10 protein-coding genes and 1 pseudogene are annotated in these 11,383 nt (G+C 48.4%); 5 read left to right on the top strand and 6 right to left on the bottom strand.

Annotated elements, in window-relative coordinates:
• Positions 1-44: 44 nt before the first annotated feature.
• Positions 45-1,478, top strand: a complete 1,434-nt coding sequence (locus A3844_RS30285; RefSeq protein WP_074109432.1) for a hypothetical protein — start codon at positions 45-47, stop codon at positions 1,476-1,478.
• Positions 1,479-1,682: 204 nt separating this feature from the next.
• Complete coding sequence (locus A3844_RS30280) at positions 1,683-2,543, top strand: AraC family transcriptional regulator (RefSeq protein WP_074109431.1); 861 nt, start codon at positions 1,683-1,685, stop codon at positions 2,541-2,543.
• A gap of 12 nt (positions 2,544-2,555) precedes the next feature.
• On the opposite strand, the gene A3844_RS30275 is transcribed toward A3844_RS30280, so the two are convergent.
• The 4 genes and pseudogenes from A3844_RS30275 to A3844_RS30260 form a co-directional block, all read right to left on the bottom strand.
• Positions 2,556-3,170: a DedA family protein gene (locus tag A3844_RS30275; protein WP_074109430.1), complete on the bottom strand. Its 615-nt coding sequence runs from the start codon at positions 3,168-3,170 to the stop codon at positions 2,556-2,558.
• 50 nt (positions 3,171-3,220) lie between these two features.
• Positions 3,221-4,636 carry a HAMP domain-containing sensor histidine kinase gene (locus A3844_RS30270; protein WP_074109429.1) on the bottom strand — a complete coding sequence of 472 codons (1,416 nt, stop codon included), beginning with the start codon at positions 4,634-4,636 and terminating at the stop codon, positions 3,221-3,223.
• The gene (locus tag A3844_RS30265; protein ID WP_074084438.1) at positions 4,633-5,304 is read right to left on the bottom strand and encodes a response regulator transcription factor; all 672 of its coding nucleotides are present in this window, start codon (positions 5,302-5,304) and stop codon (positions 4,633-4,635) included. Before A3844_RS30265 ends, A3844_RS30270 begins: the two co-directional genes overlap by 4 nt.
• A gap of 431 nt (positions 5,305-5,735) precedes the next feature.
• Positions 5,736-6,227: pseudogene (locus A3844_RS30260) on the bottom strand (GrpB family protein); the annotation flags it as partial.
• Between the two features lie 239 nt (positions 6,228-6,466).
• Here A3844_RS30260 and A3844_RS32970 point away from each other — a divergent pair.
• From A3844_RS32970 to A3844_RS30250, 3 genes are all read left to right on the top strand, one after another.
• The gene (locus tag A3844_RS32970) at positions 6,467-6,637 is read left to right on the top strand and encodes a hypothetical protein (protein ID WP_167374780.1); all 171 of its coding nucleotides are present in this window, start codon (positions 6,467-6,469) and stop codon (positions 6,635-6,637) included.
• Positions 6,638-6,959: 322 nt separating this feature from the next.
• Complete coding sequence (locus tag A3844_RS30255; protein WP_074109428.1) at positions 6,960-7,748, top strand: GNAT family N-acetyltransferase; 789 nt, start codon at positions 6,960-6,962, stop codon at positions 7,746-7,748.
• Positions 7,749-7,938: 190 nt separating this feature from the next.
• The gene (locus A3844_RS30250; protein ID WP_074084440.1) at positions 7,939-8,292 is read left to right on the top strand and encodes a DUF4190 domain-containing protein; all 354 of its coding nucleotides are present in this window, start codon (positions 7,939-7,941) and stop codon (positions 8,290-8,292) included.
• Positions 8,293-8,395: 103 nt separating this feature from the next.
• On the opposite strand, the gene A3844_RS30245 is transcribed toward A3844_RS30250, so the two are convergent.
• Entirely contained in the window at positions 8,396-9,604 is a 1,209-nt protein-coding gene (locus A3844_RS30245) for a response regulator (protein ID WP_074109427.1), read from the bottom strand.
• Positions 9,601-11,367, bottom strand: a complete 1,767-nt coding sequence (locus A3844_RS30240) for a cache domain-containing sensor histidine kinase (protein WP_074084442.1) — start codon at positions 11,365-11,367, stop codon at positions 9,601-9,603. The genes A3844_RS30245 and A3844_RS30240 overlap by 4 nt, the downstream gene beginning before the upstream one ends.
• Positions 11,368-11,383: the final 16 nt, after the last annotated feature.

Here is an 11,383-nt window from a genome sequence, read left to right as displayed (position 1 = left end):
ACGATTGGAAATTATAGTAGATCTAAAAGGGGTTAATCCTTCCAATGCGCACAAAATGGTTCAAGCTAGGCTACGGGACTCTGATTGTTGTCTTCATTCTGCTGTTGATGCCCAAATATTCTTACAATGACCCTGACACGTTCTGGCATATTGAACTCGGCCGTTACATGATTGCCCACCACACCGTGCTGCATCATGCCATCCATACCTTTTACAATGACAAGCTGCCCTATATTCCCCATGAGTTCGGATTTCAGCTTCTTATTGCTCCCTTGTACCAGGCATTCGGGTGGCCGGGAATCTACCTGTTGACTGCCATTTGCCTCTTCTGGCTTATTATGGGACTGCTCCGTTTAGGGAAGGTTTCGCGCAAAGAACTGGGCCTGCCTGAGGAGCATCCGCTCCTCCTGCCTTTTGTGCTGCTGATCACCAGCTGGATCTATTACAACTATTTCAAAGGGCGGCCGCAGATGATCTCTTCCGGGATGATTGTGTGGTTCTTCGTGTATCTGCGGGAATTCCAGCTGAAGACAAGTCTTAAATATGCCACTGCGATGTTGCTCCTCTCCTGTGCAGTAGCTAATATTCACACCGGAGTATGGCTGGTGATTGCAGTGTTTACGGGCATGGCTGTGCTGGAATCATTGCTGGAGAAAAAACTAAATTTACGCCGTGCCGCAGTATTCATACTGGTCTGGCTCTCCGGACTTTTGAATCCGGCTGGTGCAAAGAGCTTGCTATATATCTTCACCGTAACCCATAATCACTTCAACATGCTCATCAACGAGTGGCAGCCGATCCAGTTCAACCGAATTGAGAATCTGCCTATTTTGCTGCTGTTGTTGTTTTTTGCGGTAACCCTTCCTTTTTCACTCTACAAAAAGCCCTTCCGCTTCTTCCTGATGGCTGGCATTCTCTATTTGGGGGTAACCAATTTCAAGCAAAACCTGTTTATGTGGTTGTTTATTCCTTATTTCGCAGGCGTTTTCTTCGAAGTGGTACCGTATTTCCGTAGCCTGTCCCTGCGTCTTGGCCGGGGGACTCTGATGTTTGCACTGACAGTAGGCCTGTCCCTTAATATCGTCTGTATTTTCACCGTACCGCCGGTTATCGATGTCAGAGCTTATCCCGTGAAAGAAATGGACTATGTCCTGGAACATGCGGCACAGGGCGTCCGGCCTAGGGTGCTCTCCAGCTATGGATCATCCGGTTATGTCATGTACCGCGGTGGTGACGTGCTCTGTGACGGAAGGCAGGACCCTTTTATCACCAAAGCCTCTGCCGGGCCGATGGGCTGGACCGCTTTTGAGCGTTCCATGTACGGTTTCTCGGAATACCTTCCCGATATTGTGAAGTTCGACCATCCCGACTTTTTAATCGTCAAAAACAACAGCTCCACGCGGCTTTATCAGGACTGGGTTAAAACCTTTGGAACACCGGTCTTCAAAGGAGACTATGGCAGCGTATTTTCGTTATGAGAGGTTGCAGAAAGCACCTCCTCCGGTTCCATGCTAAACAGGCATAATCCGCTTCAAATAGAGGGAATATACCTGTTACTTTATTATCCATTGGCAGCTCACGTAGGAACACCAATTGTTATATGGACAAATGTTGCAAATAGAACAAACCTGTTGTAGCCTGACAATAGTGCGTCTCATTCATTGCATAAAGGTGGACCGGCCATGATTCCTGAGCATTATTCCTTTACCGCCGGCTTTAATCTGCTCCCCGGGGAGCAGGACCTTGCCGTTCTGTTCAGCGGTGAAGGCCAGCCATATCCCGGTCATAAAATCGGACCATCCGTTCATGATTATTATCTGATCCATACGGTGCTGGAGGGTGAGGGCTGCTTTCAGAGCAGCACTGTTTCTCAGCAGTGCAGGAGCGGAGACACCTTCGTAATCTTTCCCGGCTCCCTCTTCAGCTATCAGGCGGATGATCGTAACCCGTGGCATTATGCCTGGGTTGCGCTCCAAGGCACCGGTGTATCCGGGCTTCTGTCCGATATCGGCATTACAAAGGAGCGGCCGCTGCTGCATACAGAGAATACCCTGGAGCTGCATAGCTTGTACGAACGAATCCGTCTGTGCTTCCGGCAGTCTGCTTATCCGCGTCTGGAAAGTCTGGAGGCCTCTGGATGGACGCGGCTCCTGCTTCACCATTTCGGACAGGACAACCTGGCCATCCTGCCTGCCAGGCCTAAGGAAATGCCGGAAATCATCGACCGGCAGATTGACCAGGCCATCCGCTGGATCTCCCTTCAGTTCCATCAACAGATCAGCATTGACCATATGGCCGCTACGCTCGGTTACCACCGTGCGCATCTGTCCAAGGCTTTTAAGCAGAAAACAGGCCTCTCCCCTAAGCAGTATCTGCTAAAGATGCGGATGGACAAAGCCAAAGGTCTGCTTGCCGGCCCCCTCACCATTGATCAGGTAGCTTCGTCTGTCGGCTTCAACGATGCACTGTATTTCTCCAGGCAATTCCGCAAATTCAGCGGTATGTCACCCAGTGAATACCGCTCAATGCTGCGGCAGGAATAGACGGCGCACCTGTTAAGCCGTGCGTTCTTTTCTCCGGCGCACCAGCCAGAGAACGATAAGAATAACAACGGCACCGCAAATGATATAACTCACAGGACGCATGTACTCCTCAACGACTGTCCAATGGTCTCCAAGGCGATATCCCAGATATACCAGAGCGATATTCCAGGGCAAGGAACCCAGAGCTGTAAAAAAAACAAATTTCCCGGGTTTCATCCCGGCAATTCCAGCGGGTAAAGAAATGAAGGTCCGAATAAAAGGCAGCATCCGGGTGAAGAACACCGTACTTTCACCGTAACGGTCGAACCAGCGCTGGGACTGCTCCAGGTGGCGTGAATTAAAGAAAATATATTTACCATACTTTTCCAACAACCTTCTGCCTCCATGTGCCCCCACATAAAATGCGGCTATAGAGCCAACGAGATTGCCGAGCACTCCCGCGGCCACCACCTCCGGAAAAGACAACGCTCCTCTGGCAATTAGCAGTCCGCCGCTAAGCATAATGACCTCACTGGGAATGGGAATACAGGCGCTCTCCAGCACCATCCCGATCCAGATTCCCCAGATTCCCAGCGTATTTACAAGATTCAGAGCGGCATCCGTTATCGCGTTCAGTAATTGGTGCATGCTATCCCTCCTTATCTTACCTTATTGCTCTTATCACACTTCAGAACCATTTAATGGTTCTGAAGCTCCTCTACAACGGGAAAAGACAGCGTGACTGCCGTTCCCTGTCCGGGTATGCTGGAGAGCGTTATGCTGCCGCTGTATCTAGCGACCAATCGTTCTGCAATGGCGAGCCCCAGGCCGCTTCCGCCTTGTTCCCGGCTTCTTGACTTGTCCACGCGATAGAACCGCTGAAACAATAGGGGCAAGTCCTCCTCCGGCACTCCAATACCACAGTCCTCTACACTGATGTGAAGCCGGGACTCCTGCACAGCTCCATTTATCGTAATGGTCCGTGTAGACCCCGAATATTTAACAGCATTATCCAATAGAATAAGCAAAATCTGCTCCAGATGATTCGGCACGATGTGGATTACCGCACCGTCTATGTCATCGAGATTCTGAGTGAAATGGAAATCGGGATGCAGCAAAGCAAAGTTCCGCAGGGTGTATTGAAGGGTATCATTGGCTATGCAAGGAAAGTCGTATAGCTCCCTGCTCTTCTCTTCTGCCCGTGTAAGCTCCAGTAATTCATTGACAATCCCTTTCAGTCGGCCCAGCTCCTGCACCGATACATTCAGCGATTCTTCAAGAATCATCGGATCATGTTTACCCCAACGGCTAAGCAATGAAATATGCCCTTCAATGATAGAAATCGGTGTCCGTAATTCATGGGAAGCATCCTCAACGAACTGCTTTTGGCTATAAAAGGAAGTCTCGAGCTGATCCATCAGATCATTAAAAACCCTGGCAAGCTGAGCCAGCTCATCATTGCTGCCCGAGATGCGTACCCTCTCCTGCAGCCCTTTTTGCTTAATGCTGGTCATGGTGTCTCTTAACGATTGAATGGGCCGCAGGAGCTGCCGGGACAAAAAAACTCCCCCTATCCCGCTGATGACGATAGCACCCAGCCAGCCGGCGATCATAACACCCAGCAGCAGATCACTTAGCTGATCAGAGCTTTCCAGGTTGTTCACAATTTCTATAGTTCCGTTGAACTTGGAGGTTCGCAGCGGACTTCTGACGATCAGAAGATGTTCTTCTTCATGCCAAATACTGTCCGTGGTTGTCTTCATTGATACTTGCGGTTTCACCCATTCCTCCGGCAGTTGGGCAGATGCGGTTAATACCGGTTTACCGCGAGCATCCAGAATACGGATCAGCTGATGGCTCCCGTTGATGCTCTCAATAAAAGAATGGCTGCCGGCGATTCCTTCAGCCGTTTCGTTCTCTGCCCGGAAGTACCCTTGAATCTCCTCTATATTCTTGTGGAGGGCAATCTGCTCCTGATGCAACATCCAGCGGTTAATCACAAAATATTGCACCCCGTTGTAACTCAGAAACAGTACACACAGCAAAATAGAGGACCAAATGGCCAGCATCCAGCGGATGGACAACCGCGACAGCAGTGTGGTGACTCTTCTCATTTACGGATCACATATCCCAGACCGCGCAGAGTCTGTACAACACTGGGTTGTCCAGGTGAGTCGATTTTCCCTCTCAAATAGCTGATGTACACATCTACCACCTTCATTTCTACATCCGTTTCATAGCCCCATACTGCCTCCATCAGCTTCTCCCTGGTCATCACCCGGCCCATGTTCTGCATCAACACCAGCAGGATATCGAATTCGCGCTTCGTGAGCTCAAGGGTCTCCCCGGCTTTGGTAAGGGTCCGGCCCAGCGCGTCGAGCTGAAGATCCTGGCATACCAGCAGATGCCCTTCCAATAGAGTGCCCGCTCTTCGCAGTAACGATCTCATACGTGCGAGCAGTTCCTCAATCGCAAAAGGTTTGGCGATATAATCATCGGCACCACTGTCCAGCCCGTTGATTTTATCGGATAATCCGTCCCGGGCTGTAATGATAATGACCGGAGTCTGCTTCACCTTGCGGATGCGCCGGCAGACCTCAATTCCGTTAAGGCCCGGCAGCATCAGGTCCAGCAATATTAAATCCCAGTTTTCTTCCTCTGCCAGCTTCAGACCGTTAATCCCATCCTGCGCCCGGGTAACCGAATAAGATACATGCTGCAGCTCCAGTTCAATGAAGCGGGCCAGATTCTTCTCATCTTCAATCAATAGTATTCTGTTCATATGTGATCCTCTCCACGTGAAGCCATTCATTCATTCCTTCACTTCTATACAGGTACAACTAAGTGTACCTCTCCTTTCTTAAAGAATCATTAATTTATGAATGGTGTTCCTGATCAATTGTCACTTCACCTGTTCCAACTCTGATAAAGCTGTCCCAAAATGACCCTACCCTATCATTAAGCGAGTTTCAGGCGATTAAAAACGGAGGAATGGGCAGATTTACGCATAACAAAAAGGAGCATTGGGGGAAATGCTCCTTTTTGTCTTACATCTTCAAGTTGGTTGCTGTGATCGCTGGGCCCAGTTAGAATCCCAAACTTATATCTATAATTTACCATCTAAATTACATAAATACAAGTATTTCCTTACTATTCCATGGAAAAACATTTCATCAGGTGTACGGTTCGTTTATTTGGATCTCTACATCATAGCTACGGAGTCATTTGTGTGTGATGTACCTGGGTAGCTGCCTCATAACCGGCCCTTTGCAAAATAGAATGGACCACAGCCGTCTTCCCTTCGCAGTAAGCATCGATATCATATCGGAACTGCTCGGACAGACTCAGCTTCACTAGTTCATATTCCCGTGCGGCTGATGGGTTGACCCGTAGATATTCGCGTAAAATAATATGCTCCAGATGCCCTTTACCGTCCTTTGGACACACGTACAGATGATATTTCATGAACCCGTCTTCCTGCTCCCGATTGAATGCTTCCCTGCCTTCGATACCGAGATTGCCTTGATGAACATATCCATATTGACTTAACCGCTCAACGATCTTCGGGAAAACCTCATAACTCTCCATCACCAAATCTATATCAATGATGGGTTTGGCTGATAATCCTTCAACAGCAGTGCTGCCGACATGTTCAATAGCTAGGATAAGATCACCAGTTATTTCATGCAGCCATTCGCGCAATCTGCCGAACTCACTCTTTCATGCGGGATCATAAGGAACCACTTCAACAACCTTAGTTTTTTTAGCGATGCTCTTCACCCCCTATACGTTTCTTAATAGACCAGCATTGTATGGCACAACTATTATAGCAGGATCTGTCAATTATGAACTCAAATTACTTTTTGCCCTATGATGGATAAGATACTGGGATAAAATACAAAACACCGCCTCATACTAAGCTTGGAGAGATGGAGGTGAACGTCATGCCCAAAAACAGTGCCGATCCCAAACACGACCGCGCCAATAACCGTGCGGATAAGAAAAACAATCAGCAGAATCACGATCATCTCACCGAGGAGCCTCAAATGGTTAGCAACAATAAAGCTGCCGATTATGTGCCAAGCTTAAATGGTGTTACCAAAAATGAAACTTAGTTGACGGAAAGGCTGCACCTCGTTGCTCTTGGACGAAAGTGCAGTCTTTTCATGTAACCATGTGGAATGGACTGCACATAAGCCAATCATGTCAAAAACCAGACGATACCTGAGCCCACCCGGGAGAATTTGCATGGATGGTCTGGCCTTTTTATTCAGCTTTCGTCCTGGTAGGTCGGTTGCGTTACTCCTATTCGTGCTTCGACTGTACTGGGATTGAATCACATCAGGGAATATTCTTGAGGTCAAATGGAGGATTTTATAGTAATATAGAAGAAATGCCCGATTCTGGATTCTCAAACCGGACAGGAGGTGAACACAAATGATCCAGTACGACAGGATTATGGAGAAGCTGCGCATGAATCCGCTAAAAAATGTCACCTTGCTAAAAATGCTCACTGCACACCACCAAGTGATGGACAGTTATCTTATCGAACAGGAGAACAATTGGGGTATTCTGCTGCTGCTGCCGGCTAACGCTTTCTCATATGATCTCAGAGCTTATCCCAATGCCAACACCATCGTGCTCTTGGATTACAGCAGCCCGGAACTGCTCCCGGCATTAATTGACCAGTTGCCCAAGGATGCCCGGCTTGTCTTCAAGCTTCAGGATGAGTATAGCGTACTTGCACTTTCTGAACACTATCCGCTGTATAAGACCCGCTGTTTTTACTCCTACAGCACAGCATCCGCTCATTCCTTTGCCGAGGACAGGGATACGGTGCTCAGTGAACTGCCGGATGAAAGACTATATCCGTTGTGGGCGGCAAATGGCTATTCCAGTGACGAAATCGGGCATTATTTTGCGGAAGGTGCTTTTTCCGTATCTCTTTTTGAAGGCGAAATTCCGCTGAGTACCTGCTTTGTTTTCCGTAATGAAGAACAGATCTGGGAAATCGGGGGTGTGCATACCGTTGAAGAAGGAAGGAAAAAGGGATTGGCGAAGCGTGTGGTACGCACAGCACTATTCCATACCCTGCAAAGGGGTTATATTCCCAGATACCAGGTTCAGGATAATAATGTTCCTTCCATTCGACTGGCGGAGTCTTTAGGTCTGCCGCTTGCGGTGAAGCTTACACACTGGATCAACTACATAGAACAGCCGATATAAATAAATACAAGTGGAAACGGCTTCGCCGTCCTTTTGAGGACGGTATCCGTTTCAGCGAGAAATAGAAGGATAATTTATCGCGTGAAACATAAAAATTCTTATCTTTGAACAAAGAGCACATCTCCGGTTGGAAAATATTATATAATACACTGGAGCCATGGTTCACAAAACACATAAAAGGAGCTATCACATGAGTTATCAACCCCCGCCATTTGGAAATCAGGAATATTACACACAGCCACCCGCGCCCGCCAAAACAAATGGTAAATCCGTTGCCGCCCTGGTGCTGGGAATTTTATCGATCGTATCTCCTTATATTGGTCTGATCTTTGGGATTATTGCCATTATTCTCTCCGCGATTTCGCTCAAAGAGATCCGCAACCGTAATGAACAAGGCAAAGGGATGGCTATTGCCGGGCTGGTCTGCGGAATTGTAGGCACTATTATTTATGCGGTTATTATTGCTATCGTCGTTGTTGCAATTATTTTCTTTAATGACTATGATGGCGGCATTAATTCGTTCAACAGCTTCAACAACATCTAACCTGCCCTATAAATCCTTATATTTTGAACATAAAAAGGAAGCAGACACCGGTTTCGAAACCTGGTATCTACTTCCTTTTTATGTTGCAGTATAGGCGGGGTGATTATTGCGGCGGCGTTCCTTTGCTCATCAGAATATTGATATTCTGCTGCTGGCGATACTCGGTAGGGGTTAACTGGTACCGTTTGCGGAACATCTGGGTGAAATGCTTCATGTCCTGATACCCCACACGCTCGGCGATCTCAGCCAGTTTCAATTTCGGATTAAGCAATAACAGCTTGGCCTGCTCCAGCCGCAGCGAAGTAACATACTCTTTGTAGCCCTGCCCGGTTTTTTGCTTGAACAGCTGACTGAAATAGGCCGGATTCAGGAAAACTACCGAAGCCATTTTTTCCAAGGACAAGTCTTCATAGAAATGCTCCTTAATATAATGCAGCGCCACATCTATCGCCTTCTCCCCGCTCCCCTTCATCGGTTCGAGCTCTAGTGCCTGTGACGCCGAGGCTTCTCTCATCCGTTTGACGACCTGCGGAACAGTATTGAAATCATAACTGAGGCCGGAGTGTATCATTTGAAAAGGGATCTTTAAATAGTGTGTGAGATGCTCCTTGACTTCATCCTGAAACTGCTGAATCGTGGCATCCTCCCGCAGGGTAATGAGTCCAAGCAGACTCTGGCGGTCATAGCTGACAACAAAGCCTCGCCCGTGCAGCTCAATAAGCTCAGACAGCACATTCTCGACAATGAAGTGCTCCAGCCGTATGCTTCTGTCCTCCGCATCCAGCTGCACCATCACCATATAGAAATGCTTATAATCTTCGATGAAGGGCTCAATGTCCAAATTACCGATATCGAGTCCTGAGGCTAAACGCTGAAAGACGCCTTCCCTCAGAAACCGCAGGCTCGCTTTCAGCCGCTCTCCCTGCCGGGAAATATCATTGTCCTGCTCAATTTCAACAGTGAGATTAGTGATGATTTCCAGCAGCTTGCTCTTGCCGATGGGCTTAAGCAGATAATCCCTCGCCCCAAGTCGTACCGCCTCCTGGGCATAGGAGAACTCACTGTGCGCCGAGATCACGACCCATTTTACATAAGGGTACCGGCGCTTGGAGATCTTCATGAATTCAAGTCCGCTCATCCCTGGCATCAAAATATCCGTCAGAACGATGTGAATCCGCTGCTCTTCCATAATCTTGACGGCGTCTTCCGCCTTAGCCGCCATAAATACCTGATGATCCGGACTGATCTGTCCGATGGTTCGCATGATGCCTTCGCGGATTACTCTTTCATCATCGGCTACAAGAATATTCACGTGATGTTGTCTCCTTCCAACCTAATCGGCAGCACAATGGCAACCTGTGTCCCTTCTCCGGGAAAGCTCTGAATGTGCAGGCCATATTCCTCTCCGAACATATGCTGCAGGCGGCGGTGCAGATTCTGCAGTCCAATCCCGCCTTTGCCGCCTTCTTTGGGCCTATCCCCGTTCAGGGACTGAAGCAGGCGCTCCAGCTGACCGGCATTCATTCCATCGCCATTGTCCTCCACAATCAATTGCAGAATAGAACCCTCTTCGCGTGTGTACACCTTCAGAATACCTTGGCGGCTCAGAGATTCGAGTCCATGCTTGACGGCGTTCTCAATAACAGGCTGCACCGTCATCTTCGGAACACGGATGTTCAGCCAGCGCTCGTCGATATCCATAATAATCTGCAGTCTCCCTTCCAAGCGGATGGAAATGATCTTCAGATAATGACCAATCTGCTCCAGCTCTTCACGCAGGGTAACCTCGGCGGCATCCTCCCACTGGCTGCTGTACCGGAACATGGATGACAGGGAGAGCACCAGCTCGCCCAGTTGCTCATTTCCCTCTTCATCCAGCATCCAGTAGATCATGTCCAGTGTATTGTAGAGGAAATGCGGATTGACCTGGGACTGCAGGGCATGCAGCTCTGCATTTTTTTCACTGACAGAAGACAGTTTCACGCGTTCAATCAGCTCTTCAATCCGCCGGACCATCCGGTTAAAGGAAGCTACGAGGATATTAATCTCCTGGTAGGAGGACACATTGACCATTCCCCGGAAGTTCCCGACCTCCACCTGCCTCATTTCGCGGATCAGCTTTTTTAACGGTGAGGAGATCGTCTGAGACACAATAGACGCAATTAATGTCGAAACGATAATTAGAATCGAGATGACAATCAGCAAATAACGCTTCATTTCTTTCAATTCCACATTGAGATCCTTATCCGGTGTAATACTCATTACCCACCACCCGGAAAAAGACAGCTTGGAGGCCACCACGAGACGTCCCGCTTCCTGCCGGACACTCTGATCCTGGAAACTCTGCAAGGAAGGCAGCGTTCCCATCACTGGAGCCGGGTCTGTTGCTGAGGTCACAAACCGCCCATCCTCTGACATCAAGTACACCTGGCTGTGCGCGCCCAGCTTGAGGTTCTCCAGAGCGTCAAGAACCGGCTGGGGATTCGTCTCGTAGAGAACAATACCGATCGGCTTGTGCTCATTCAGATCATAGATTTGCCGGCCAAAAGCAAACACCGGGCTATCCTCCACCTGGTCGATTAACGAATGCTGATATACGCCGAGCCAGACCATTTTGCCGGAAGAGGCTTGAAGCTGTTTGTACCAATTCTGACTGTGGTATTTCGGATCGACGACATTCATATAGTTCCCGTAATTATAAATCTTGCCCTTGTCTGTAATGACATGAATGCCTACCAGATCATCCCGCGAATAAAATATGGAACCGATAATATTGGTGATGGTCTGCTCATTAATGTAGGCTACCGCCGGCTCATCCGTTGTTTCATTAATCAATCGAATCATCTCGAAGTTGTTGCTGAGTGATTTGGACAGAGAATCGTACCCTTTGTAGAGCAGGCTGAACAGCCCGGCGGTCTGGGAGACATTCTTTTGCGACAAATCACTGATCTTCTCATGCAATTGCACGGTAGTCCGGTTATAGTACAGCAGGCTGACAATAAGCAGAATACTGGACATGCAAAAAAGAAACAGCAAGAACAACCGATGATGGATGGAATGAAAGCCGCTTTTCATAGGACTCTCTCCTTTC

The organism is Paenibacillus helianthi, from assembly GCF_001909055.1.
In the GTDB taxonomy this organism is placed as follows: Bacteria; Bacillota; Bacilli; order Paenibacillales; family Paenibacillaceae; genus Paenibacillus_AQ; species Paenibacillus_AQ helianthi.
Note: the sequence above shows the minus strand (reverse complement) of the source record. Positions and strands in the feature narration are given on the sequence as shown.